Origin of the sequence: Streptomyces sp. NPDC021012 (assembly GCF_044333355.1) — a bacterium.
Classification (GTDB): domain Bacteria; phylum Actinomycetota; class Actinomycetes; order Streptomycetales; family Streptomycetaceae; genus Streptomyces.
On sequence record NZ_JBIRQU010000001.1, the window covers coordinates 367,262 to 390,856 of the forward strand.

The 23,595-nt window shown below is 73.0% G+C and carries 22 protein-coding genes and 1 pseudogene; 6 read left to right on the forward strand and 17 right to left on the reverse strand.

The annotated features are described in order from the left end of the window. Positions 1–40 precede the first annotated feature (40 nt). The gene (locus tag ACH4TP_RS01660) at positions 41–592 is read left to right on the forward strand and encodes a PPA1309 family protein (RefSeq protein ID WP_389231545.1); all 552 of its coding nucleotides are present in this window, start codon (positions 41–43) and stop codon (positions 590–592) included. A 90-nt stretch (positions 593–682) separates the two neighbouring features. Here the strand turns inward: ACH4TP_RS01660 and ACH4TP_RS01665 are convergent, their stop codons facing one another. The 4 genes from ACH4TP_RS01665 to ACH4TP_RS01680 form a co-directional block, all read right to left on the reverse strand. Continuing rightward, positions 683–1,771 carry a PDZ domain-containing protein gene (locus ACH4TP_RS01665; RefSeq protein ID WP_389231547.1) on the reverse strand — a complete coding sequence of 363 codons (1,089 nt, stop codon included), beginning with the start codon at positions 1,769–1,771 and terminating at the stop codon, positions 683–685. A gap of 65 nt (positions 1,772–1,836) precedes the next feature. Then, positions 1,837–1,971 (reverse strand): hypothetical protein, encoded by a 135-nt coding sequence (locus ACH4TP_RS01670; RefSeq protein WP_389231977.1) that lies wholly within the window; start codon positions 1,969–1,971, stop codon positions 1,837–1,839. 224 nt (positions 1,972–2,195) lie between these two features. After that, on the reverse strand, positions 2,196–2,657 hold the full coding sequence (locus ACH4TP_RS01675) for a molybdenum cofactor biosynthesis protein MoaE (RefSeq protein ID WP_352028161.1): 462 nt from the start codon (positions 2,655–2,657) through the stop codon (positions 2,196–2,198). Positions 2,658–2,761: 104 nt separating this feature from the next. After that, a complete protein-coding gene (locus ACH4TP_RS01680) occupies positions 2,762–3,871 on the reverse strand; it encodes an SDR family oxidoreductase (RefSeq protein ID WP_389231550.1) in 1,110 nt (369 codons plus the stop codon). A gap of 212 nt (positions 3,872–4,083) precedes the next feature. Between ACH4TP_RS01680 and ACH4TP_RS01685 the strand changes: the two genes are divergently transcribed. Both ACH4TP_RS01685 and ACH4TP_RS01690 read left to right on the forward strand, forming a co-directional pair. Next, positions 4,084–5,505, forward strand: coding sequence for a zinc-dependent metalloprotease (locus tag ACH4TP_RS01685; RefSeq protein ID WP_398435203.1), 1,422 nt, complete (start codon positions 4,084–4,086; stop codon positions 5,503–5,505). Continuing rightward, positions 5,502–6,026 carry an NUDIX hydrolase gene (locus ACH4TP_RS01690; RefSeq protein ID WP_398435205.1) on the forward strand — a complete coding sequence of 175 codons (525 nt, stop codon included), beginning with the start codon at positions 5,502–5,504 and terminating at the stop codon, positions 6,024–6,026. The genes ACH4TP_RS01685 and ACH4TP_RS01690 overlap by 4 nt, the downstream gene beginning before the upstream one ends. Positions 6,027–6,077: 51 nt before the next feature. On the opposite strand, the gene ACH4TP_RS01695 is transcribed toward ACH4TP_RS01690, so the two are convergent. The 4 genes from ACH4TP_RS01695 to ACH4TP_RS01710 all read right to left on the reverse strand — a co-directional run bounded on the left by ACH4TP_RS01695 (position 6,078) and on the right by ACH4TP_RS01710 (position 9,968). Next, positions 6,078–6,833: an AIM24 family protein gene (locus tag ACH4TP_RS01695; protein WP_398189335.1), complete on the reverse strand. Its 756-nt coding sequence runs from the start codon at positions 6,831–6,833 to the stop codon at positions 6,078–6,080. Positions 6,834–6,852: 19 nt separating this feature from the next. Further along, on the reverse strand, positions 6,853–7,533 hold the full coding sequence (locus ACH4TP_RS01700; RefSeq protein ID WP_389231561.1) for an AIM24 family protein: 681 nt from the start codon (positions 7,531–7,533) through the stop codon (positions 6,853–6,855). An 11-nt stretch (positions 7,534–7,544) separates the two neighbouring features. Continuing rightward, positions 7,545–9,266 carry a TerD family protein gene (locus tag ACH4TP_RS01705; protein WP_398435208.1) on the reverse strand — a complete coding sequence of 574 codons (1,722 nt, stop codon included), beginning with the start codon at positions 9,264–9,266 and terminating at the stop codon, positions 7,545–7,547. 126 nt (positions 9,267–9,392) lie between these two features. Further along, on the reverse strand, positions 9,393–9,968 hold the full coding sequence (locus ACH4TP_RS01710) for a SprT-like domain-containing protein (protein WP_389231568.1): 576 nt from the start codon (positions 9,966–9,968) through the stop codon (positions 9,393–9,395). A 233-nt stretch (positions 9,969–10,201) separates the two neighbouring features. On the opposite strand from ACH4TP_RS01710, the gene ACH4TP_RS01715 reads away from it, so the two are divergent. Together ACH4TP_RS01715 and ACH4TP_RS01720 are read left to right on the forward strand one after the other, a co-directional pair. Then, positions 10,202–11,332 carry a TOMM precursor leader peptide-binding protein gene (locus ACH4TP_RS01715; RefSeq protein WP_398435210.1) on the forward strand — a complete coding sequence of 377 codons (1,131 nt, stop codon included), beginning with the start codon at positions 10,202–10,204 and terminating at the stop codon, positions 11,330–11,332. Between the two features lie 41 nt (positions 11,333–11,373). Beyond that, positions 11,374–12,759, forward strand: a complete 1,386-nt coding sequence (locus ACH4TP_RS01720) for an ABC1 kinase family protein (RefSeq protein ID WP_398435212.1) — start codon at positions 11,374–11,376, stop codon at positions 12,757–12,759. Here ACH4TP_RS01720 and ACH4TP_RS01725 read toward each other — a convergent pair. From ACH4TP_RS01725 to ACH4TP_RS01750, 6 genes and pseudogenes are all read right to left on the reverse strand, one after another. Next, a pseudogene (locus tag ACH4TP_RS01725) lies at positions 12,738–13,391 on the reverse strand (class I SAM-dependent methyltransferase); the annotation flags it as partial. The gene ACH4TP_RS01720 and the pseudogene ACH4TP_RS01725 overlap by 22 nt on opposite strands. Before the next feature lie 28 nt (positions 13,392–13,419). After that, positions 13,420–13,602 (reverse strand): hypothetical protein, encoded by a 183-nt coding sequence (locus ACH4TP_RS01730; RefSeq protein WP_389231579.1) that lies wholly within the window; start codon positions 13,600–13,602, stop codon positions 13,420–13,422. A 97-nt stretch (positions 13,603–13,699) separates the two neighbouring features. After that, positions 13,700–14,023: a hypothetical protein gene (locus ACH4TP_RS01735; protein ID WP_389231582.1), complete on the reverse strand. Its 324-nt coding sequence runs from the start codon at positions 14,021–14,023 to the stop codon at positions 13,700–13,702. Further along, positions 14,020–14,391 carry a WhiB family transcriptional regulator gene (locus ACH4TP_RS01740; protein WP_388844810.1) on the reverse strand — a complete coding sequence of 124 codons (372 nt, stop codon included), beginning with the start codon at positions 14,389–14,391 and terminating at the stop codon, positions 14,020–14,022. The genes ACH4TP_RS01735 and ACH4TP_RS01740 overlap by 4 nt, the downstream gene beginning before the upstream one ends. A 173-nt stretch (positions 14,392–14,564) precedes the next feature. Continuing rightward, entirely contained in the window at positions 14,565–14,921 is a 357-nt protein-coding gene (locus ACH4TP_RS01745) for a hypothetical protein (RefSeq protein WP_398189354.1), read from the reverse strand. A 171-nt stretch (positions 14,922–15,092) separates the two neighbouring features. Further along, positions 15,093–17,273 carry an ATP-dependent DNA helicase UvrD2 gene (locus ACH4TP_RS01750; protein ID WP_398435214.1) on the reverse strand — a complete coding sequence of 727 codons (2,181 nt, stop codon included), beginning with the start codon at positions 17,271–17,273 and terminating at the stop codon, positions 15,093–15,095. Positions 17,274–17,453: 180 nt separating this feature from the next. Between ACH4TP_RS01750 and ACH4TP_RS01755 the strand changes: the two genes are divergently transcribed. Continuing rightward, positions 17,454–17,696: a mycoredoxin gene (locus ACH4TP_RS01755; protein WP_369146392.1), complete on the forward strand. Its 243-nt coding sequence runs from the start codon at positions 17,454–17,456 to the stop codon at positions 17,694–17,696. 76 nt (positions 17,697–17,772) lie between these two features. Here the strand turns inward: ACH4TP_RS01755 and nudC are convergent, their stop codons facing one another. Genes nudC through ACH4TP_RS01770 form a run of 3 tightly spaced genes read right to left on the reverse strand, consistent with a single transcriptional unit; the run spans position 17,773 to position 23,594 of the window. Continuing rightward, positions 17,773–18,720 (reverse strand): NAD(+) diphosphatase, encoded by a 948-nt coding sequence (gene nudC / locus ACH4TP_RS01760; protein ID WP_389231592.1) that lies wholly within the window; start codon positions 18,718–18,720, stop codon positions 17,773–17,775. A 35-nt stretch (positions 18,721–18,755) separates the two neighbouring features. Next, a complete protein-coding gene (locus ACH4TP_RS01765) occupies positions 18,756–20,165 on the reverse strand; it encodes a dipeptidase (RefSeq protein WP_389231595.1) in 1,410 nt (469 codons plus the stop codon). Between the two features lie 9 nt (positions 20,166–20,174). After that, positions 20,175–23,594, reverse strand: a complete 3,420-nt coding sequence (locus ACH4TP_RS01770) for an ATP-dependent helicase (protein ID WP_398435216.1) — start codon at positions 23,592–23,594, stop codon at positions 20,175–20,177. Position 23,595: the final 1 nt, after the last annotated feature.

Sequence of the window (23,595 nt, forward strand, 5' to 3'; positions counted from 1 at the left end):
AGTTCCCGACTTCCGGCGAAGAGGAGGCAGGATATTGCTCATGTCCAACCTTTCCCCCTCCGGCCCGCCCATGGCGTCGAGCCCCCTCACCCGCGCCGTGCTCGAGATCGACGAGTACGCGTCGGGCCTCGGCTGGGACCAGCCCGCCCGCCTGTTCGCCCTGGTCGACACCGCACGGCTGCGCGCCCAGGAGCCCAAGCTCGCCTCCCAGCTCAACCTGGGCGACGACGCCACCGCCTACACCCCGATCGAGCAGGACAAGCTGCCGCGCGGCAAGGCCCTCGACGAGTTCCTCGGCACGATCGCCTGGCCCGACGCCGTCGCCGGCTGCGCCCTGACCGTGGAGCGGCTCATGCTGCCCCCGTCGGCCGAGGCCCAGGTCCCGCAGGGCCTGAGCGAGAAGCAGCTCGCCAAGTGGGTCGCCGGGCACCCGGACCGCCAGGAGGTCCGGATGACCGTGGCGGTGCTGCGGGACGGCGCCCGCGAGGCCGCGATCCGGCTGCGCGAGAAGGACTCCGCGACCGAGGTGCTGACCGGCCCCGACCTGGTGCCGGGCCTCGCCGAGGCGCTGGCGGCGACCTTCGAGAGCTGAGCCTCTCCCGTGTGCGAAGGGGCGCCCGGTCGGTGACCGGGCGCCCCTTCGCGTACTTCTGGCGCGTTCCTCTGACTCGTGCCTCTGGGCTCAGCTCTTCGAGCAGCTCGGCAGCGACTTCGTGTCGCCCTTGCGGAGCTTCTCCAGCGACTTCGTGGCGTCGTCGATGGTGTTCACCTTGATCAGGGTGAGCCCGTCGGGAGTGTCGGCGGCGGCCGCCTGGCAGTTGTCGGCCGGGGTGAGGAAGTACTCGGCGCCGGCGTTGCGCGCGCCGACCAGCTTCATCTCGATGCCGCCGATCGGGCCGACCTGGCCCTTGTCGTCGATGGTGCCGGTGCCGGCGATGAACCGGCCCTCGGTGAGGCTCTCCGGGGTGAGCTTGTCGACGATGCCGAGGGCGAACATCAGACCGGCGCTGGGGCCGCCGACGTCGGCCAGGTTGATGTCGATCGTGAACGGGAAGACGTGGTCGGTGCCGGCCTGGATGCCGACGACGGCCCGGTCGCCCTCCTCGGACGTGGTGGTCCTGATGACCACCTTCCGGGTGACGGTGGGCTCCTTGCGGGCCTTCTCGGCGGCGGCCGCCTCCTTGGCGGGGACGATCGTGAACTCGACGTCCTGGCCGGGCTTCCGCTTCGTCACCTGCCGGGCGACGTCACCCTGGTCCTTGATCGGCACGCCGTCGACGGCCTTGATGACGTCCCCGGCGTGCAGCTTGCCCTCGGCCGGGGCGCCCTTGACGACGGTGGCGACGACGACCCGGGAGACCACCGGGATGCCCAGCTCCTTGAGGGCCGCCACCTTGGCGCTCTCCTGGGACTGGCTGAACTCCTCGGCGTTCTCCTGGCTCGACTCCTCCTCGGTCTTCCCGTCCGGGTAGAGGGTGTCGTGCGGCACCACCACGTTGTCGTGGGCGAGCCATCCGTAGACGGCCTCGACGGCGTTCATCTTGTAGTCCGCGCTGGTGACGCGGACCGTCGTCATGTTGAGGTGACCGTCGGTCGGGTAGGTCTTGTGACCCGAGATCTGGAGGACGGGTTCCCCCCTGGCCTCGCCGAGGGTGTTGACCGTGGGGCCCGGGCTCATCTCCGCGTACGGCACCGGGATCAGGACGCCCGCGATGAGCAGACAGATCAGGACCAGGGTGGAGGCGAGCATCGTCGCGGTGCGGCGTGGCATGGAACGACAGTACGGGACTCGCCTGTGAGTGCACCCCTGGGGCGGTCCGTACGAGGCGGCCCGCGTCAGCCGGACGGCGAGGTGCTGACCGCGGAGGCCGTCGCGGCGGGCTCGCGCTCCGGACGGACGGAATCGGCGGTCGTGGTGTGGGTCCGCTCCATCGCGTCCCGGAAGCGTGCGTAGCCGGCGAGTTCGGCCACGTCACCTATGGTCTTGTTCCTCGAAGCCCAGCTTCCCCATATCGCCGCGCCGACGACTGCGAAAAGCGGAATCAGCAACCAGGCCAGCGCTGCCATCCCGACCTCCCATCCCCAGTGAGTTGATCAGCAGACTGTGTCATCTGTGGGATCAACGCTGGCGCCTGGGGGGCGGTTACGCAAATCGGGCGTTCGACTACGCCCTGTCGGCGCGCCGCCTTGCCGACCTAACAGGCACCCACCCACTCCTCGGTGCCGTCCGAGAAGGTCTGGTGCTTCCAGATCGGGACCTCGTGCTTGAGGTCGTCGATGAGCTTCCGGCAGGCCTCGAAGGCCTCGCCGCGGTGGGGGCAGGAGACGGCGACGACCACCGCGATGTCGCCGACGCGCAGGTCGCCGACGCGGTGGACGGCGGCCAGGGCACGGACCGGGTAGTTCGCGACGACCTTCTCGGCGACCCGGCGCAGCTCCGCCTCGGCGGTCGGGTGGCAGGAGTACCCCAGCGCGTCGACGTCCGCGCCGCCGTCGTGGTTGCGCACGGTGCCGACGAAGAGGGTCGTGCCGCCCGAGGCGTCGTCTCCGACGGCCCGGAAGACCTCGTCGACCGAGAGCGGGGTGTCACGGATCGCGAGCAGCTTGATCGGGTCGTCCGCGGCCTGCTCGCCGGGGTGGTCGTACGTCTGCGCCATGCGCTCCATGGTGCCGCACGGCTCTGACATCGGGTAGGGGATCTTTCGACCTGTGGACGGGACCCTCCGTAGGAGGGTCCTACAAATCGTCCGCAAATCGCCCGCTACAGCCCGCGCCGCTTCCGCATCTGCCGGACCAGGGCCGCCGTGCCGAGCAGTGCCACCGTCGCGCCGGCCGCGCCCGCAGCCGTCGCGTCCTTGCGGCCCAGGCGGCGTCCGGCGACCGTGTGGCGGCCCTCGACCTCCGCCAGGAGCGCGGCGAGGACCTCCTCGTTCGTCCACTTCGGGCGCCAGCCGGCGTCGTGCAGCCGTCCGACGCTCACCACCCACGGGTGCATCGTGTAGGCGAGGTCGCCCGCCGGCGACGGGGTGAGTCCGATCCGGTGGAGGCGGGCGGCCGTGCCGAGGGCGACCGCCGAGGGCAGCTCCATGCGCCGGATCCCGGAGAGCTCCTCGACCTCCTCCTGTTCGAGCCAGCCCTCGCAGCCGACCGCGAACTCCCCGTCGACCTTCTCCAGGGCCGCGTACTCCAGGGCGCTCACCAGGTCCTCGACGTGGCAGAACTGCCAGGTGGGCCGGGATCCGGCGACGACGAGCAGCCGCGGCGACTCGAAGTAGCGGGTCAGCGCCGTGTCCGTGCCGCCGACGAGGACGGCGGGGCGGACGACGGTGACGTTCAGGCCGGGGTGGGCGCGGGGGGCGCGGCGGCCGAGGCGCTCGATCTCCAGCATGTCGCCGACGCCGGTGGCCTCGGCCGTCGCCCTGAGCTCGGCGTCCTCGGAGAGCGGGATGTCGTTGTCGGGCAGGGCGCCGTAGACCATGGCGGAGGTGCAGAGCACCACCCGGTGGACCCCGGCCGCCGCGGCGGCGGTCAGCACGGTCTGGGTGCCGCGCACGTTGTAGGCCGTCCGGGCGGCGGGGTCGGTCTCCAGGTCGAGGTCGACGGCGAGGTGCACGACGACGTCCGCGCCGCGCAGCTTCTCGGCGATGGCCGGGTCGCGCACGTCGAGGATGTGCCACTGCGCCTCGGCGACCTCGCCCCGGCGCTCGTCGATGGCGACGACCCGCTTGATCTCCTCGGAGGCGGCGAGGCGCCTGGTCAGCAGGTCACCGACGCCGGAAGCGGCACCGGTGACCGCGACGACGGGGCCGCGCACGGCGGACCGGGTTGAGGGGTTTCGCGCTCCGCGAACCTGTGGATCTGGGGAACTCACCGGGCGTCTCCAGCGGTTGTCTTCAGTACGCACGCGCATGACGCGTACGGACCAGGTGGCGTCCATCCTGCCGCAGGGCACGGCCGGGCGGAGCACTGAGCCCGATTCCGGGCCCGGATGTCTACGCTGGTGGTGTGCGGGTCTGTCTGACAGGCCTGGTCGGGCAGTCGCCGTCGGCAGGAGGCCGGCGGCCCTACGAGCCGAGGAAACCTGTGAGTGACACCCCATTCGGATTCGGCCTTCCGCCGGAGGAGCCGGAGAACGGCGACGAGGGCAAGAAGAAGGACCCCGCCGGAGGTGGCCAGGGGTCCGGCGGCAACCCGTTCGGCGCGAACCCGTTCGGCTTCGGCGGGCTGCCCGGCATGGGCGGTCCCGGTGGCGCGGACAACCCCTTCGCCGCGATGTTCGGCAACCTGAACCCCAACGATCTGGGCGCGGCCTTCCAGCAGCTCGGGCAGATGCTGAGCTACGAGGGCGGTCCCGTGAACTGGGACATGGCCAAGCAGATCGCCCGCCAGGTGGTGGCCCAGGGCACCGCCGACGGCGTCAAGGACGCGAGCGTGGGCCCGGCCGAGAAGTCCGCGGTCGAGGAGGCCGTGCGCCTGGCCGACCTGTGGCTGGACCAGGTCACCTCGCTGCCCTCGGGCGCGGGCACGGCCGTGGCGTGGAGCCGCGCGGAGTGGGTCGAGGCGACCCTGCCGGCGTGGCAGCAGCTCGTGGACCCGGTCGCCGAGCGGGTCGGCGCGGCGATGGGCGACGTCCTGCCGCAGGAGATGCAGGCCATGGCCGGCCCGCTGATCGGCATGATGCGCTCCATGGGCGGCGCCATGTTCGGCCAGCAGATCGGGCAGGCCGTGGGCGCGCTGGCCGGTGAGGTCGTCGGCTCCACGGACGTCGGTCTGCCGCTGGGCCCGGCCGGGCGCGCCGCGCTGCTGCCGCTGAACATCGAGGCCTTCGGCAAGGACCTGGGCGTGCCCTCGGACGAGGTGCGGCTCTACCTGGCCCTGCGCGAGGCCGCGCACCAGCGTCTCTTCGCGCACGTGCCGTGGCTGCGGGCGCACCTGTTCGGTGCGGTCGAGGGGTACGCGCGCGGGATCAAGGTCGACACCTCGAAGCTGGAGGAGGCGGTCGGTCAGCTCGACCCGACGCATCCGGAGCAGCTGCAGGAGGCGCTCCAGCAGGGCATGTTCCAGCCGGAGGACACCCCGGAGCAGAAGGCGGCCCTGGCCCGTCTGGAGACGGCGCTCGCGCTGGTCGAGGGCTGGGTGGACGCGGTGGTCCACGAGGCCGCCAAGTCTCGGCTGACCTCGGCGGACGCGCTGCGTGAGACGCTGCGCCGGCGCCGGGCCTCGGGCGGTCCCGCCGAGCAGACCTTCGCGACGCTGATCGGTCTGGAGCTGCGTCCGCGGCGGCTGCGGGACGCGGCGCGCCTGTGGGCCTCGCTCACCGACGCGCGCGGGGTCGACGGCCGGGACGGGCTGTGGGAGCACCCGGACATGCTGCCGACGGCGACGGACCTGGACGACCCCGACGGCTTCGTGCACCGCGAGCACCTGGACTTCTCCGAGCTGGACAAGATGCTCGGCGAGGCGGCCAAGGGCGAGAGCCCGGAGGACGGGGACGCCGAGAAGTGAGCCTGTACGACGACGCGGTCCTCGTCCTGAAGGGGTACGAGGACCAGCCCGAGCTGCGCGATGTCTACCTGGACCATCTCGCCGAGCATCCGGACGGCATGTACAAGCCGTGCGGGGCCGGGCACCTGACCTCCAGCGCGCTGGTGATCGACCCCTCACGCGGGCGCGTGCTGCTGACCCTGCACAAGAAGCTGGGCATGTGGCTGCAGATGGGCGGTCACTGCGAGCAGGGTGACCCGACGGTGGAGGCGGCGGCGCTGCGCGAGGCGACCGAGGAGTCCGGCATCGCGGGGTTGACCCTGCTGCCGGGCGGTCCGGTGCGCCTCGACCGGCATCCGATCCCGGCGCCCTGCCACTGGCACCTGGACGTGCAGTACGCGGCGCTGGCCCCGGCGGACGCGGTGGCGGAGATCAGCGAGGAGTCGCTGGACCTGCGCTGGTTCGCGTACGGGGACGTGGCGGGTGTGGCCGACACCTCGGTGGTGGAGCTGCTGAAGGGCACGCTGGCCCGGCTGGCGTGAGCACGGCCGAGGGGCGGTCTCCGGTGGAGACCGCCCCTCGGCCGCGGGTGCTCAGTTCCAGGCGTTGTTCTGGTTCTGGGCGTGGGAGCCGTGCTGGCCGGCGCCGAACTGGGCGGCGATGCCCTGTCCGATGGCGGCGTTCTGCGGGGGCATGACCTCGCTGGGCTGGACGAGCGCGAAGCCCTGTCCGAGGAAGCTGAGCTCCCAGCCCTCTCCCGTGTTGCCTCGGCGGCGGCGGACGCTGGAGTTGGTGGTCTGCGCCTGCATCTGGACGCGCAGCCCGGTGGACCAGGCGACGATCGCGTCGGCGTCGGCGCTCACGTACTTCTCGGGTGTGACCTGCATCATGAGCGGCTGCCCGGAGGTCATCAGGGCGACCTTGCCGCGGCCGGTGATGTTGAGCTGGTACTTGCCGGAGCCGGAGATGCCGTACTGGCTGTCGACGGCGATGACCTCGGTGTGGAGGGTCGAGTCGAGCGCCAGGACGTAGGCGCTGTCGACGGTCAGGCCGTCCTGCTCGACCTCCACGATGTGGACGTGCTGGGCGAGGTTGGCGAAGTAGACCGTGCCCTGGCCGGAGCAGCGCATCAGGTCCAGGCCCTCACCGGTGCGGGCGCGGGCCCGGCGCTGGTTCGGGGTCTGGTACTCGCCGTCGAAGTCGATGAGTCCCTGGTACGCGACCATGGCGCCCTTGCGGGCGAGGACGTCGTCCTGCCCGGTGAGGCTGACCCGCAGGAGCTGCGGGTTCTGGATGACGTACCGCTCCTGGCTCTGCTGTTCGGCGTGGTTGAAAAGCGGGCTCTGCATGGTGTGTTCTCGCTCCCCCTCAGCCCCGGGCCCGCAGGCGGTCGGTGCTGTCCTCGCTCGGCTGTACGACGACGATGCCCTGGCCCGAGAAGGCCATCTGGTAGGCCTCGCCGCTGCCCCGCCCGATGAGGGAGGAGGCCTTGAAGCTGCGCTTGCCCTTGACCTTGAGCGCGGGCGACCAGGCGACGAGCGCGTCGGGGTCGACGTACGTCTCGTCCTCGCCGCGGCCGCAGTCGACGACGATCGGCGTGCCGCGCGAGGTGAGCGCGACCCAGCCGGTGCCGGAGATCTCCACGTTGAACAGGCCCTGGCCGGCGAACTTGGCGAGGCCCTTGACCCGCTCGACGCCCCACTGGAGGTGGGCGTCGAAGGCCAGCACGTTGGTGCCGTTGACCGAGATCGAGTCGTTCTGGAGGTTGATGACGACGACGTCGGCGCCGTAGTCGGCGAGGTAGAGCAGTCCGTCGCCGGAGCACTTCATGAGGGGCGCGCCCTCACCGGTGACCCACTGCTGGGCGTACTGGCGGACGGCGGGCGGGTTGGGCTCGTAGGTGATGAAGCCCTCGTAGGCGACCATCGCGCCGGTCCGGGCGTACAGGTCCTGGCCGGAGGCCATGGCGACCTTGAGCATGGTGCGGCCGTGGTTCTCCATGCGGGCCGCGACGGGGGTCGGGGCGTAGCCCGCGAGTTGCTGGTTCATGACGGGCTCCCTCAGACCTCGTAGGGCTGGACGACGATGAAGTTGCCGGGGGCTCCCCGGAACTGGAGGTTCACGGTCTCCCCGCTGTGGCCCGGGTAGGCGTTGCGGCGGAGCCGCACCTGGCTGGAGAGGACGACCTGGGACGCGGACGACCAGGCGACGACGGCGTTGCAGTCGGCGAAGGTCGTCGGTGTGACGGGCAGGACGACGGGGGTGCCGTGGGTCTTCACGACGACGGTGCCGGTGCCCTGGAACTGCATGGTGAACAGGGCGCCGCCGGGGATGCCGTGGCCCTCGATGCGGCGGACCTCGTAGTGCAGGGACTCGTCGAACGCGAGGACGTTCTCAGCGGAGACGCAGATGCCGTCGCCCTGGAGCTCGATCGGGTGCAGGTGCGTGCCGTTCTCCGCGAGGAAGACCTGGCCGCGGCCGCTGCAGCGCATGAGCTGCATCTCCTGGCCGGTGGCGTTGCCGACGATCCGGCCGGCGAAGCCCGCGCCCTTGTAGCCGAAGTCGACCTTGCCCTGGTACATGACCATGGAGCCCTGCCGGGCCAGGACGGGGGTGCCGCCCATGGCGAGGTCGACCCGCATGAGCTGCTGGTTCTGCGGGGTCCAGCGGGCGCCGGTGGCGGTCTCCTTGTACGGCGCGAGCGCGGCGGCGAGCCCCGCTCCGGCGGCCGGGACGCCCTGGGGGACGCCGGGCTGCTGCCCGTACGCCGGGGGCTGCTGCCCGTACGGGGCGGGGGTGGGCTGCCCGTACGGGGGTGTCTGCGGCGGCTGGCCGTACGGGGCCTGCGGCGGCTGGCCCTGGCCGGGGTACTGGCCCGGGACCTGCCCGGGGTACTGGCCGGGGGGCTGGCCCGGGACCTGGCCGTACGGGGGCTGCTGCGGCGGCTGGCCGTAGGGCGCCGCGGGCTGGCCGTACGGCGGGGTCGGGGCCGGCGGCGCCGGAGCGGGCGGCGGGACCGGGGCGGGCGCCAGCGGGGCGACCATCGTCGGCTGCGCGTGGACCGGCTGCGCCGGCGCGGCGGGCGCGGGCGGGACCGGCGGCGCGCCGAACGCGGGGGCCGGGGCGGGCGCGGCGGGGGCACCGAAGGCGGGCGCCGGCGCGGGGGGTGCGCCGAAGGCCGGGGGCGCGGCGGCCTGCGGCGGCGGGGCGAAGCCGGGGGCCGCGACCTGCTGCTGCGGGGCGGCGGGCTCCTCCTCGGCGACCTCGCCGCCGAAGTTCCGCAGGAGCGCCTCCAGGCCTCCGTCGAAGCCCTGGCCGACGGCGGCGAAGCGCCACACGTCCTTCAGGTAGAAGTCGCCGAGCATCACCGCGCGCTCGGTGGAGAACTCCGCGCCCGTGAACGCGTACCGCGCGACCTCCTCGCCGCCCGCGACGATCCGCAGGTGACCGGGGCCGATCTGGGACATCTGGCCGGCGCCGTCGATCGTCGCCGTGAAGGACAGCTTGTGGATGTGCGCGGGGATGCGGTCGAGGGTGACGCGGAAGGACTCGGTGTCACCGGACTGCGCGCCGAGCAGCTGGACGGACTCCTCGGGCGACTTCGGCTGGTTGAAGAAGACGAAGTAGCGGTCGTCCGAGAGCCGTTCCTCGGCGTCGAGTCCGAAGCAGCTGATGTCGAAAGTCAGTCCGGGCGCCGCGATCTGCACACCGACGTACAGATCGGTTCCCGCGGTCAGATCACTGATCTTGGCCTTGTGGCCGCGTTGGAATTCCCTGGCCATGCGTAACGACCGTCCCCCATCCCGAATGGCGAATGCTCGCGCCAGGCTAACCGCTGCGTACGACATCGAGACAGGCCAGGTCGTATTCGGTACGAAATCGGGAAACACGCGCGCGTGGCCGCGCCGTCACTCCTCGCGGGCCGCCGGAAGGTGCGGCAGGCGTGCCGCGGCGGCCACGCCCTCCAGATAGCCGCGGGCCCGCTCGGTGCGCGGATAGGCCTCCAGGAGCCGCCAGAACCGGGGGCCGTGCCCGGGGACGAGGAGGTGGGCCAGCTCGTGCAGGAGGACGTAGTCGACGACGTACTCGGGCATGCCCTGCAGCCGGTGGGAGAGGCGGATGCTGCCCTCGGAGGGGGTGCAGGAGCCCCAGCGGCTGTTCTGGTTGGTCACCCAGCGGACGGAGCGGGGGCGGGCCCGGCCGCCGAGGTACTGCTCCGAGAGCCGCAGCGCGCGCTCGGTGAGCTCGCGGTCGCCGAGGACGCTCCTGCTCTCCTGGGCGGCGAGCTTGTCCAGCATGACGCCGACCCAGCGGCGCTCCTCCGCCTCCGACATGCGGGCCGGGATGAGCACGATGGTGCGGTCGCCCTCGCGGTAGGCGGAGACCGTTCTGCTCCGCCGAGGGCTTCTGCGGACCTCGACCGCGCTCGTCCCCGCCCCGCGGGGCGGTTCGCTGGTCACGCTGCGCTGTGGGTCGGCGGGCACGGCCCCGACGTTACCCGCTGCCGGCGGGGGAAGTCCCGCCCCGGGAGTGGTTTCGGGAACGATCCGGCCCGACCGCGCACCATTTGAATGACTAATCCCCCTGGCCTGTGGACAACTTTCGGCGGCGGTCACGGCGGCGGGGCATTCTCGCTCCAGGACGACACGAATGGCGTTGTCGATCATGAATGCGGTCACGGGCGAGGACGGACATGCAGACGGACGGGGGCGGGGAAATGCATCCGATGGTGAAACCGGCACTGCGGCGGGCATGGCGGAGTCTGCGGTCCGTCCAGTTCGGCGTCGCCCCGGCGCACGCGGTGGTGCTCGGCCCGGTCGACCAGGCGACGGGGGCGGTGCTCGGGCTGCTCGACGGCACCCGCGGGACCGCGCTGCTGCGGGCCGAGGCGCGGGCGCTCGGCCTCCCGGACGGACGCCTGGACGCGCTCCTGGGACGCCTCGAATCGGCCGGACTCCTCACCGACGCGGGGAGCGGACGGCCCGGGAAGGCGGGGCCGTCCGCCGGCGCGGTGGACGTGGCCCTCGATCCGCTCCGCGCCGATCTGGCCTCCCTCTCCGTGGTCCATCCCGAACCGGAGCGGGCGGCGCGGGCCCTGACGGCCCGGCGGGCCCTGCGCGTCCAGGTCCGGGGCGCGGGGCGGGTCGGGGCGACGGTGGCGGCCCTGCTCGCGGCGGCGGGGGTGGGCTCGGTCGAGGTCCTCGACTCGGGCCGGGTCGACCCCTGGGAGACGGCCCCGGGCGGCCTCCCGGCCGAGGCCGTCGGCGAGCGCCGGGCGACGGCGGCCCGGCGCCTGGTCGGCCGCTGGACGAGGGAGCGCGGATCGGGTGAAGCCCCTCGGGAGCCGGGGCTGTCACTCGTCGTGGTGACGCCCCGGGACGGTCTCGGCGCGTACGTCCCCGATCCGGTGCCCGCCGAGCCGTGGATCACCACCGGCACCCCTCATCTGTACGCGGGCGTCCTGGAGGCGACGGGGACGGTCGGGCCGCTCGTGCTGCCCGGCGGCACGGCCTGCGCGCGGTGCCTCCAGGAGGAGCGGACGGACCGGGATCCGCTGACGCCCCGGCTGCTCGCCCAGTGGAGGTCCGGCGCCCCGCACCCGCTGCCCGCCTGCGACCTCGGCCTCGCCACGGCGGTGGCCGGACTGGCGGCCGCGCACGCGCTGGCCTTCCTGGACGGGGACCTTCCGGCGAGCACGGGCACCCGCTGGGAGACCTCACTACCGCTGCTCGAGTGGCGGGCGGAACGCTTGAGACCGCACCCGGCCTGCCCCTGCGGGGCGGCGCGCGGAGCAGAAGGGGAGCGGGCCTCGGCGGCCGGCGACCCGCACGACACAATGGCGGGGTAACGGCCCTGCGCGGCACGGCAGTCTGGGTTTTGGAGGGGCTTATGTCTGATCTTCCCCGGAAGGCGGTCACCCGGACCGTCAAGTTGGCCGCGTTGCCCTTGGGCTTCGCGGGCCGGGCCACCTGGGGTCTGGGCAAGCGGATCGGCGGCAGATCGGCCGAGCTCGTCGCCCGCGAGCTCCAGCAGCGCACGGCCGAGCAGCTGTTCAAGGTGCTCGGCGAGCTCAAGGGCGGCGCCATGAAGATGGGTCAGGCGCTGTCGGTCTTCGAGTCGGCCCTTCCCGAGGAGGTCGCCGGGCCGTACCGGGCGGCGCTGACGAAGCTTCAGGAAGCGGCCCCGCCGATGCCGACGCGCACGGTGCACACGGTCCTGGAGGAGCGGCTCGGCGCCGAATGGCGGGAGCTGTTCCTCGAGTTCGAGGACAAGCCGGCGGCGGCCGCCTCGATCGGCCAGGTGCACCGGGCGGTGTGGCACGACGGGCGCGAGGTCGCGGTGAAGGTGCAGTACCCGGGCGCGGGGGAGGCACTGCTCTCGGACCTGGCGCAGCTGAGCCGCTTCGCCCGGCTGCTCGGCCCGCTCGTCCCGGGCATGGACATCAAGCCGCTGATCGCCGAGATGCGGGAGCGGGTCTCCGAGGAACTGGACTACGCCCTGGAGGCGGAGGCCCAGCGGATCCACGCGGAGGAGTTCGCGGACGATCCCGACGTGGTGGTGCCCGCGGTGGTGCACCAGTCGGACCAGGTCCTCGTGACCGAGTGGATGGACGGGGTCCCGCTCTCGGAGGTGATCGCGGACGGCACCGAGGAACAGCGGGACCGCGCGGGGCAGCTGCTCGCCCGCTTCCTCTTCTCCGGCCCCGCGCGCACGGGTCTGCTGCATGCCGATCCGCACCCGGGGAACTTCCGGCTGCTGCCCGGCGCCGGCGAGGACGAGGGGCCGGAGGGCTGGCGGCTCGGCGTCCTCGACTTCGGCACCGTGGACCGGCTGCCGGGCGGACTGCCGGAGACGATCGGCACCTGTCTGCGGATGGCCGTCGCCGGGGAGGCCGACACGGTCTACGAGCTGCTGCGCGCGGAGGGCTTCGTCAAGGAGTCCGTCGCGCTCGACCCCGACGCGGTCCTGGAGTACCTGCTGCCGATCATCGAACCGGCCGAGGTCGAGGCCTTCGTCTTCACCCGCGCCTGGATCCGCACCCAGGCGGCCCGCATCGCCGACCCCCGCTCCCCCGCCCACCAGCTGGGCAAGCAGCTGAACCTGCCCCCCGCCTACCTGCTGATACACCGCGTGACCCTGAGCACCATCGGGGTGCTCTGCCAGCTGAACGCGACGGTACGCCTGCGGGACGAGCTCGCCGAGTGGCTCCCGGGCTTCGAGGAACCGGATCCCGTCCAGGAGCCGGGGTCGGGCTTGCGCCAGACGAGGGTGTAGCGCCAGAAGAGCCGGCGGCGGATCCGGGCGCCGGGGAGGATCCTGCCGGCGACGAGGGCGATCTCGGCCAGGGTCTCCTCGGCGTCGCGGGTCGCCGCGGTCATCGCCACGGGCCGGGGCGCCGGGCGGCCCCGGTTCCGGAGCCAGCCGGTGGCGGCGTTGAGGGGGATCGAGAGCAGGCCGAGCAGGTGGTCGGCCGGGGTGTCGGGTCGGGAGAGGCCGAGGACGACCAGGGTTCCCCCGGGGGCCAGCCGGTCCCGGAACCCTGTCAGCGCCTCGGCGAGCGGCAGGTGGTGGAGGGTCGCGAGGCAGGTGACGGCGGTGTGGAAGCCGTCGTCCCCGGTGTCGGCGAGGGCGTCCTCGACGGCGAAGGCCACCCGGGTGCCCGGGGCGGTCAGCTCGCGGGCGCGGGCGACGATCGCCGGGTCGGCGTCGACGGCCCGGACGGACGTGGCGCGGGTGGCGAGGAGCCGGGCGAGGTCGCCGCTGCCGCAGCCGACGTCCAGGGCGCGGTCGAGGCGGCGCGGCAGCTGCCGCAGGATCCACCGGTGGTAGTGGGCGTTGTGGTCCCAGGGGTGGGCGGCGTTGAACCGTTCGAGTGCGCGCAGGACGCGATCCGTGAGGGCTGCCATCGCGGCAGTCCATCACAGGCGGGGCGGCTCACCACCAGGAGGAGTCGAGGCGGCCCTCGATGGAGCGGATGTTCTCGCGGGCGCACTCCTCGCAGAAGTACTCCCGGCGGCCGTTCTCGACGGAGCAGGTCCAGGTCAGCGGGAGGGTGTCGGCGGTCCTGCCGCAGCGGGCGCAGGTGACGGTCTCCTGGGGGACGCGGGCTTCGTTCACCCTGACGACGATAACCCGGCGCGGGGGCGCAAGGGGGCAACGCGCCGCGGGGGCCGGTCCGTTCGGACCGGCCCCCGCGGAGGCATCACGGCGATGCTCAGTGCATGACGGCCATGGCGAGCGCGCGGCGGGCGCGCAGCGAGACGCGCTCGGCGCGGCGCTGCATGCGCCGGGCGGCGACCAGGCGCACGGCCTGGCGTTCCGCGTCGGCCTCACGCTGTCGTTCGTGCATATGGGCACGGGCCAGGGCTTCTGGGGCGAGTTGCATTTCACGGGTCCTGTTCTGACGCGCGGTGTGCGCGGCGGCGGGGGAGAAGACCGGGGTCGCGGAGCCGACGGGCTCGCTGGTGGAAGAGGTCATCGGGGCCTGCTTCTGGGGATCGTGCGTGAGGGGACGGTCGATGGTTCCGGTGGCGTTCATGCCGCGACCGGGTTCTTGCGCGGGCGGCCACGGGGCCGCTTGCGGGCGACGACCACACCCTGGACGAAGAGCTCGCCACCCCAGACGCCCCAGGGCTCGCGGCGCTCCTTGGCGCCGGCGAGGCAGGCGGCCACGAGCGGGCAGGTCTGGCAGAGGGACTTCGCGTACTCGACGTCGGCCGGGGACTCGGCGAAGAAGACCTCGGGGTCGTAGGCACGACAGGGGACGGGGACGCCGAGGTTCTCGATGGCGTCGTCGAGCGCGGTGAGCGCGGTGAGGGGGGTCAAAGCGGGGTCCTCCGTGGAGCGGCCGGGCAGGGGGATCGATTCGGAAGGCGGTACGGACGGGGCGTGCGCTTCGAGTTGCACGGTGGTCTTTCCTCGTCTGGTCGTTCCGGCCTGTTGGCCGGGGTTTCGGCTGGTACCGGGCGGTGTCTTTCCCGAGGCCCCTTCGCTCCGCCGTCCCCGTTCGGGGACAAACAGAAGGGCCGCGGATCCCGGGTGGGGTTCCGCGGCCCTGAAGGCGCCGGTCTGATCATGGATCAGACTGGATCACTCCAGGGTTCGAGCCCACGGAAGGCCCACATCATGTGGTGGTGCGTCGTCGTCTGCTGCTGGGTTCCGGCACCGGTCGCCGCGAAGCCATAGGCCTTGGCCTTGCCCGCGTCTCCTGCTTCCAGTGCCTTGGTCGGTCGCTCATTGCGCGGAGCCACGGCGGCCACGCCGAGACCGGAAAGACCGGTGACGGGCAGGCCGGCGACGGGCAGACCGGTGCCAATGAGAGCCGAGGCGGAGAGGCCGAGGGAGCAGGCGGAGACGACCGAGCGATCGGTCATTTTGGCCATGCCGACGAGAGCGGCGGTGCTGATGCTGCTGGTCTGAATGGTGTAGCTGATCACTGGAATCGCCTCCTCTCGGCGTCTCGGAGGGCTCGGGTGCGAGCCGGACCCTCATGTTTATTTGGACAAGTACAGCACGAAGACAGGGCTTCGAAGAAGCACTGTTTCCGTGGTTAAGAACCTATGGGGCTTGACGGGGCGGGCGCAAACTATTTTTCCGACGAGTTTTCCTCAGCCCTCGCCGCCGTCCGTCGGACCCTCCTGACCTGCGCAGATGGCCAGGACCTCGGCTCCGAAGCGGTCGAGCTTGCGGGCCGTGACGCCGGAGATCGAGGAGAGCTCCCCGCCGGTGGCGGGGACGCGCTCGGCGATCGCCATGAGCGTCTTGTCGGTGAACACGCAATAGGCGGGCTGGCCGAGCTGCGTGGCCTGTTCCGACCGCCAGTCCCGCAGCCGCTCGTACAGGGCCTCGTCCATGTCCGAGGGGCAGTCCTCGCAGCGCATCAGCTTCATCGCGCCGGCCTCGGTGAGGGTGGTGCCGCAGACCCGGCAGCGGACGGGGCCGCGCGGCTTGCGCCGGACGGGGCCGGTCCCCCGCTCGACGGAGCCGGAGCCGATGGCGGAGCCGACGGTGCCGAGGGAGCCGGAGCCGGGCCGCAGCCCCTTGAGGAAGCGGCTGGGGCGCCGGTTGGCGCGGCCGCCCGGGGAGCGGGAGAGCGCCCAGGAGAGCGTGAGGTGGACCCGGGCCCGGGTGACGCCCACGTACAGCAGGCGCCGCTCCTCCTCGACCTGCTCGTCGGTCTTGGCGTAGGTGATCGGCATCATGCCCTCGGTGAGGCCGACCAGGAAGACGGCGTCCCATTCGAGGCCCTTGGCGGCGTGCAGCGAGGCGAGGGTGACGCCCTGGACGGTCGGGGCGTGCTGGGCGGCGGCCCGCTCGTCGAGCTCGGCGACCAGGTCGGAGAGGGTGGCCCCGGGCCTGGCGCGGTCGAAGTCCTCGGCGAGCCGGACGAGGGCGGCGAGGGACTCCCAGCGGTCGCGGACGGCGCCCGAGCCGGCGGGCGGCGTGCTGGTCCAGCCCTTGGTGGAGAGGACGGCCCTGACCTGCGCGGGGAGGCCCTCGGCGTCGTCGAGGAGCGAGTCGTTGCCCCCGGCGCGGGCGGCGCCGCGCAGGGCGATGCCCGCCTCCCGCACCTCCTGGCGCTCGAAGAAGCGCTCGGCGCCGCGGAGCTGGTAGGGCACTCCGGCGTCGGCGAGGGCCTGCTCGTAGACCTCGGACTGGGCGTTGATCCGGTAGAGGACGGCGATCTCGCCGGCCGGGACGCCGGCGGCGATGAGGTCGCGGACCCGGCGGGCGGTGCCCTCGGCCTCGGTGGGCTCGTCGGCGTACTCCGTGTAGACCGGCTCGGGGCCCGGGTCGCGCTGGGAGATCAGCTCCAGGCGGTGCTCGGCGGCCCGGCCGCGGGCCTGGCTGAGCAGCCCGTTCGCCAGGTGGACGACCTGCGGGGTGGAGCGGTAGTCGCGGACCAGTTTCACGACCGTGGCGCCGGGGTGCCGGGTGCGGAAGTTCAGCAGGTGGTCGGGGGTGGCGCCGGTGAAGGAGTAGATCGTCTGGCTGGCGTCGCCGACGACGCAGAGGTTGTCGCGGTCGCCGAGCCACAGGTCGAGCAGCCGCTGCTGGAGCGGGGAGACGTCCTGGTACTCGTCGACGACGAAGTGCTGGTACTGGCGGCGGATCTGCTCGGCGATGTCGTGCCGGTCCTGGAGGATGCCGACGGTGAGCAGCAGCACGTCCTCGAAGTCGATCACCGAGCGGTCGCGCTTCAGCTGCTCGTACATGGAATAGATCTGGCCGATCTCGGCCGGGTCGCGGGGGGCGTCCCTGAGGGACTTGGCGACGGCGGCCGGATAGTCGGCGGGGACGGTCTGGGTGACCTTGGCCCACTCGATCTCGCCGGTCACGTCCCTGAGCTCGTTCCGGTCGAGCCTGATCCGGCAGCGGGCCGCGGCCTCGGCGACGACCTGGACCTTCCGCTCCAGGAGCCGGGGCAGCTCGCCGCCGACCGCTTTCGGCCAGAAGAACTGGAGCTGGCGGAGGGCCGCGGAGTGGAACGTACGGGCCTGGACGCCGCCCGCGCCGAGCTGCCGCAGCCGGCCGCGCATCTCGCCGGCGGCGCGGTTGGTGAACGTGACGGCCAGCACACTGGCGGGCTGCAGGATGCCCGCCCGCACCCCGTACGCGATGCGGTGGGTGATCGCCCGCGTCTTGCCCGTACCGGCTCCGGCGAGGACGCACACCGGTCCGTTCAGGGCAAGGGCGACCTCGCGCTGCTCGGGGTCGAGCCCGTCGAGCACCGCGTCGGCCGTCTCCGGGACCTGCGGGAAGAGAGTGGAGTGCGTTGCTGCTGTCACCCCGCCATGCTGCCAGGTCGACCGGGGTCGGTGCGGAGGACCGTCCACAGGCACGTGCCGCCGGTCATACGAACTGTCCACAGCCACGTGCTGCCGGTCATACGAATTCCGGGAATGGTGCGGAGAGGGCGTACGTTCTCCTCCTCGGCACCCGTCCGCGAACAAGAGGAGCGCCTGGCCATGCAGGGCACTGTGACGATGTACAGCACCACGTGGTGCGGCTACTGCCGTCGGCTGAAGAGCCAGATGGACCGCGAGGGCATCGCGTACACCGAGGTCAACATCGAGCTGGACCCTGATTCGGCCGCGTTCGTCGAGAAGGCCAACGGCGGCAACCAGACGGTCCCGACCGTCCTCTTCCCGGACGGCTCGACCCTGACGAACCCGAGCCTCGCCCAGGTCAAGCAGAAGATCGGCGTCTGAGCCCCACGAGGCGTCCGAGCCCCACGAGACGCGACGGAGCCCCCGGCCGAACGGCCGGGGGCTCCGCCGTGCGTGCTCAGGCCGCGTCGCCCGGCTTCGGGAGGGGCTTGCCGTACCAGCGCTCGATGAGGCGGGAGGCGATGGAGATCCCGTACGGGGGGAGGACCTCGCCGGACTCGAAGGCGGCGGCCAGGTCCTCGCGGGAGAACCAGCGGGCCTCGTGGATCTCCTCGCCGTCCACGTTTATCTCGGAGGAGGTCGCCTTGGCGAAGAAGCCCAGCATCAGGCTGGACGGGAACGGCCAGGGCTGGCTGGCGATGTACTCGACCTCGCCGACCGTGACGCCGGCCTCCTCGAAGACCTCGCGGGCCACCGACGCCTCGATGGACTCGCCCGGCTCCACGAACCCGGCGAGGGTCGAGAAGCGGCCCTCCGGCCAGTGCACCTGGCGGCCGAGGAGCGCCCGGTCCTGCTCGTCGGTGACCAGCATGATCACCGCGGGGTCGGTGCGCGGGTAGTGCTCGGCGCCGCAGGCCTGGCAGCGGCGGACGTGACCGGCGGCCGCGACGACCGTGCGCTCCCCGCAGCGCGAGCAGAAGCGGTGGAGGCGCTGCCAGTTCTCCAGGGCCACGGCGTGGACCATGAGGCCCGCGTCCCGGTCGGAGAGGAGCAGACCCGCCTCGCGCAGCCCGGCCGGGCGCGCCGACTGGTCCATGCGGCCGGGCAGGGAGTCCTTCTGGAGCGCGAAGTACGAGACGCCCTCGGCGTCCGTGCCCAGGAAGTAGCGGTGGGTCTCGGTGACCGGGGCCTCGAACGCCGGGGTCATGACGATCTCCGTGCGCCCGTCGGGGGTGTCGTCGATCAGCACCTGCCCGCCCGACACCACGAAGACCCGGGTCGTGGGGTGGCTCCAGGCCGCCGCCAGCCACGCCTCGTCGAGGCGGTGGTGGGCGGCGCGGTCGATGCCGCTCGGGGCGGTGAGCGAGATCGGGCGGTCCGCTGACGCGTTCTTCAAGGTGCTCACAGGTGCTTCCAACTCCCCCGGATCGGTGTGTGGGTTCAGCGCGCGAGGGCGGCGGGCAGGTCGCCCCACAGGTAAGCGGTCGTCTCGACGCCCTTCATGAGGAGATCGAGCTCGATCTTCTCGTTGGGGGCGTGCCAGCCGTCGGACGGGACGGAGATGCCGAGGAACAGGACGGGCGCTCCCAGGACGTCCTGGAGGTCGGCGGCCGGTCCGGAGCCGCCCTCGCGGGTGTAGCGGACCTTGGCGCCGTCGAAGGCCCTGCTCATGGCCCCGGCCACCGCCGTGAGGGCGGGGTGGTCGAGCGGGGTGAGGCAGGGGCGGGTCGGGGCGCCGAAGACGATCTCGTACCGGATGCCGGCGGGGACGAGTCCGGCGAGCCAGTCCCGTACCGCGAGCTCGATCTTGGCCGGGTCCTGGCCCGCGACCAGCCGGAACGACAGCTTGAGCTGGGCGCCGGCGGGGACGATCGTCTTGCCGCCGGGGCCCTGGTAGCCGCCGCCGATGCCGTTGACCTCGGCGGTCGGCCGGGCCCACACCCGCTCCAGGGTCGTGAAGCCGGCCTCGCCGAGGGTGCCGTGCGACTTGGCCGTACGCAGCCAGGCCTCCTCGTCGAAGGGCAGCTCGGCGACGAGGGCCCGCTCGGCCTCGGTGAGTTCCGTCACCCCGTCGTAGAAACCGGGGATCGCCACGTGCTCGTGCTCGTCGTGGAGGGCGGCGACGATCCGGCCCGCGACGGTCGCCGGGTTCGGCACGGCGCCGCCGAAGGAACCGGAGTGGATGTCCTGGTCGGGTCCGAACAGCTCGATCTCGCAGTCGGCGACCCCGCGCATGCCCGTGCACACGGTCGGGGTGGTCTCGGACCACATGCCGGTGTCGGAGACGATCACGGCGTCGGCGGCGAGGCGGTCCGCATGCGCCTCCACGAGCTCCCGGAAGTGCGGGGAGCCGGACTCCTCCTCGCCCTCGATCAGCAGCTTGAGGTTGACGGCGGGCGCGGTGCGGCCGGTGGCGGCGAGGTGCGCGCGGACACCGAGGGTGTGGAAGAACACCTGCCCCTTGTCGTCCGCCGCCCCGCGCGCGTACATCCGGCCGTCGACCACCGTCGGCTCGAACGGGTCCGTGTGCCAGCCGTCCTCACGGGCCGCGGGCTGCACGTCGTGGTGGCCGTAGACGAGCACCGTCGGGGCGTCCCGCTCCCCGGAGGGCCACTCCGCGAAGACCGCGGGGGCACCGTCCGTCTCCCAGACCTCGACCGTGGTGAAACCGGTCTCCGTGAGCTTGGCCGCGAGCCACTCGGCGCTGCGCCGCACGTCCCCGGCGTGGTCCGGCTGGGCCGACACGGAAGGGATCCGCAGCCACTCGGCAAGGTCGCCGAGGAAGGCGTCACGGTGCTGCTCGACGTACGTGCGTACGGTGCGGACGGCGCTGTCCGGGGTCTCGCTCATGCCCCGAGCCTATCCGGCGTCCGGGGGTGCCCCGTCAAGGAGGAGGGCTTCGAGCTCCGCCCGGCCCGGCAGGCGGGTGGGACGGGCCACCTCACCCGTCCGGACGTACACGAACGCGGCGGCCACCTCCTCCGGCGCGAGGCCGTGCTGCTCGGCCCAGGCGAGCCGGTAGATCGCGAGCTGGAGCGGATCCGCCGAGCGGTCCCGGCTGGTCTTCCAGTCGACGATCTCGTACGCGCCGGAGTCCGGGTCCCGGTAGACGGCGTCGATCCTGCCCCGGACGACCCGGCCCGCGAGGGACAGGTGCACGGGGACCTCGACGCGGTACGGGGTGCGGTGGGCGTACGGGGTGCGGGCGAAGGCCTCCTTCAGCTCGTCGAGGTCCCGCTCGTCGAGGATCTCCGGCTCCCCCGCGAACTCCTCGCCGCCGGGCAGCTCCTCCGGGCCGAGGAACGGCAGCGGGAGCTCCTCGAAGCGGGACTCCACCCACGCGTGGAACCGGGTGCCCCTCCGGGCCGCCGGCTGCGGCGCCTTCGGCATCGGCCGGGCCAGCTCCTGCGCGAAGCCGTCGGGGTCGGCGGCGAGGCGGAGCACCTGGGAGGCGGAGAGGTACGCGGGGAGGAGGACGTCGCGGGTGGTGGCGCGGGTGCGGCGGAGTTCGGTGGTGAGGGCGGTGAGGTCCCTGTCCCAGGAGGCGATGGTCTTCGAGTCCTCGGGGGTGAGTTCCTCGTACGGCTCCGGGGGGTGGGGCTCCTCCGGGTGCGCCTCCTGGCGGGGGGCCGGGATCGCGTCCGCGTGGGTGTCCTCCGGGAGGGTCTCCTCGTCCCAGACGGGTTCGTCCTCGTCGGGCCAGAGGTCCTCGGGGTGCGGGTCCTGGGAGCCGGGTGCCGCGCTGGCGGGGTGGTGCCCCCCCTCGCCCTGCGGAACGTATGCCCACAACCGGCGGGCGACGGCCTCCGCCGCCTCCTTCCGGCGCTTGAACGACTCCTCGTCCAGCGGCAGTGGCCAGGCCCGGTCCTCCCCCGTCTCCGCCAGGGACGGGTTCTCCGCGTCCTTCTCCGGTTCTTCCGCCCAGGCCTCGATGTCGCCGTGGCCCGCGGCGCAGTGGTCGTACAGGGCCTGGAGGAAGTCCGAGGGGCCTCGGGGCTTCTTCTGGGAGGGGCCCCACCAGTGGGCGGAGCCGAGGAGGAGGGAGCGGGGGCGGGTGAAGGTGACGTAGCCGAGGCGGAGTTCCTCGGTGTGCTGGTGGTCGCGCATGGCGTTCTTGAAGGACGTGAGGGACTTGGCGTCCCAGGTGTCGATGTCCGGCAGGGTGGCCGCGTCGCCGCGCAGGGCGTGCGGGAGGACCTGGGGCTGCGCGGTCCACGACTCGCGGGCGCGGGCGCTCGGGAACTGGCCGGTGACCAGGCCGGGGACGGCGACGACGTCCCATTCGAGGCCCTTGGACTTGTGGGCGGTGAGGACCTTCACGGTGTTCTCGCCGCCCGGCAGGGCGGTGTCGAGGCCCTTCTCGAACTGGACGGCCGTGCGCAGGAAGCCGAGGAAGGCGAGGAGGCTGGCCTCGCCGTCGAGGGAGGCGAAGCCGGCGGCGATGTCGAGGAAGTGGCCGAGGGTCTCGCGGCGGCGGGCCGCGAGCGCATGCGGGGAGGCCGAGAGCTCGACCTCCAGGCCGGTCGCGTTGAGGACCCGGTGGAGCACGTCCATGAGGGGGTCGGCGAGGGAGGTGCGCAGGGCGCGCAGTTCGGTGGCGAGGCGCGCGAAGCGGACCCGGGCCTCGGCGGAGAAGGCCAGGCCGTCGTCGGCGGCGCCGCCGGAGTCGAGGAAGGTGTCGAGCGCGTCGGCGAGGGAGACGACCTCGGCCGGGTCGACGCCCTCGACGGCGGCGGCGAGCCGCTGCTCGGGGTCGGCCTCCTCGCCGCCCCGGTGGACCAGGAGGCGGGCGCGGCGGCCGAGGAGGGCGAGGTCGCGGGGGCCGATGCGCCAGCGGGGGCCGGTGAGGAGGCGGACCAGGGCGGCGTTGGCCCCCGGGTCCTGGAGGACCTCGCAGACGGCGACGAGGTCGGCGATCTCGGGCAGGTGGAGGAGGCCGGAGAGGCCGACGACCTCGACGGGCACGTCACGGGCGACGAGGGCCGCGTGGATGGCGGGGAAGTCGGTGGCGGTACGGCACAGGACGGCGATCTCGCCGGGCTCGCGGCCGGTCCGTACGAGGTGGGCGAGGGAGTCGGCGAGCCAGTCGATCTCCTCGGCGTGGGTGGGGAGGAGCGCGATGCGGACGCTGCCGTCGGCCTCGGCGCCCGGGGCGGGGCGCAGCGCCTCCACGCCCGCGTGCATGGCGCGCAGGGGGGCGGCGAGCCCGTTGGCGAGGTCCAGGAGGCGGCCGCCGCTGCGCCGGTTCTCGGAGAGGGAGTAGCGGCTCGCGGGGCTGCCGTCGGCGTGCGGGAAGTGCTCGGGGAAGTCGTCCAGGTTGGCCACGGAGGCGCCGCGCCAGCCGTAGATGGCCTGGCAGGGGTCGCCGACGGCGGTCACGGCGTGTCCGGTGCTCCGGCCGCTCGGGCCCTGGCCGAAGAGCCCGGAGAGCAGCAGCCGCTGGGCGACGGAGGTGTCCTGGTACTCGTCGAGGAGGACGACCTTGAACTCCTCGCGCAGGATCGCGCCGACCTCGGGCCGGGTGGTGGCGAGCTCGGCGGAGCGGGCGATCTGGTCCCCGAAGTCGAGCAGGTCGCGGGAGCGCTTGGCGGCGCGGTAGCGGACGACGAGGTCGAGGAGCTCGCGGCGGGCGGCGGAGGCCTCGGGGACCTTGCGCAGCTCGGCGTTGCTGAGCTTGGCTCCGGCGAGGGCGTCGAGGAGCTCGGAGTCGTACGCGAGGAGCCGCTCGGGCGGTACGAGGTGCTCGGCGAGCTCGGCGTCGAGGGCGAGCAGGTCGGTGATGAGGTTCGGGAAGGAGCGGGTGAGCGCCGGGTACGGGCCGGGGGCCTCGCGCAGCACGCGCGCGGCGAGCTGGTAGCGGGTGGCGTCGGCGAGGAGCCGGGACGTGGGCTCCAGGCCGATGCGGAGGCCGTGGTCGGTGAGGAGCTGCCCGGCGAAGGCGTGGTACGTGGAGATCCGGGGCTCGCCCGGGGGGTCGTCCGGGTCGATGACGTCGGGGTCGGTGACGCCGGCGCGGACGAGGGCGGTGCGGACGCGCTCGGCGAGCTCGCCGGCCGCCTTGTTGGTGAAGGTGAGGCCGAGGACCTGCTCGGGGGCGACCTGGCCCGTGCCGACCAGCCAGACCACCCGGGCGGCCATCACCGTCGTCTTGCCGGAGCCGGCTCCGGCCACGACGACCTGCGGGGCGAGCGGCGCGGTGATGCAGGCCGTCTGCTCCGGGGTGAACGGGATGCCGAGGAGCTCCTTGAGCTGCTCGGGGTCGGTGAGGTGTGCGGTCACC